The sequence below is a fragment of the Ectobacillus funiculus genome (assembly GCF_004138295.1).
GTDB lineage: Bacteria > Bacillota > Bacilli > Bacillales > Bacillaceae_G > Ectobacillus > Ectobacillus funiculus.
In genome coordinates, this window is record NZ_SCFM01000125.1 from 1 (window position 1) to 494 (window position 494).

Annotated in this window: 1 protein-coding gene; it reads left to right on the forward strand. The window is 43.7% G+C overall.

The genetic code is table 11. The features are described from left to right. A partial coding sequence (locus tag EP737_RS25145; protein WP_165350943.1) for a carbohydrate ABC transporter permease occupies positions 1-405 on the forward strand: 405 nt, incomplete at its 5' end. Positions 406-494: the final 89 nt, after the last annotated feature.

The window sequence follows — 494 nt, forward strand, 5'->3', positions numbered from 1 at the left end:
TCGATTATGCTCATCCAGATTTGGGTCTCCATTGGCTTCAATATGATTATCTTTCTAGCGGGCTTGCAGTCTATCCCAAGAGATTTATATGAAGCAGCTGAGATTGATGGAGCGAGTGTATGGGTGCAGTTTAGACATATCACATTGCCAATGATCTCACCAACGTCCTTCTTTCTATTTATTACGGGTATCATCTCGACATTTAAGGTATTTGACCTCGTTGCCGTATTAACGAAGGGCGGACCGATGCATTCGACCTCGATGATTGTGTGGAACTTATATGAAACCGCTTTCGTTAACTTGAGGATTGGCGAGGCATCCGCTATGGCGGTGATCTTATTCCTCTGTGTGTTCGCAATTACTGTATTGCAGTGGATCGGACAAAAGAAATGGGTGAATTATTAAGGAGGAGAACCAATGGTTAAGTCACTATCTGTTCGAAAAAGTATCATCACAGTCGTCCTGCTTGCCTTCAGCATCCTGTTCCTTCTGCC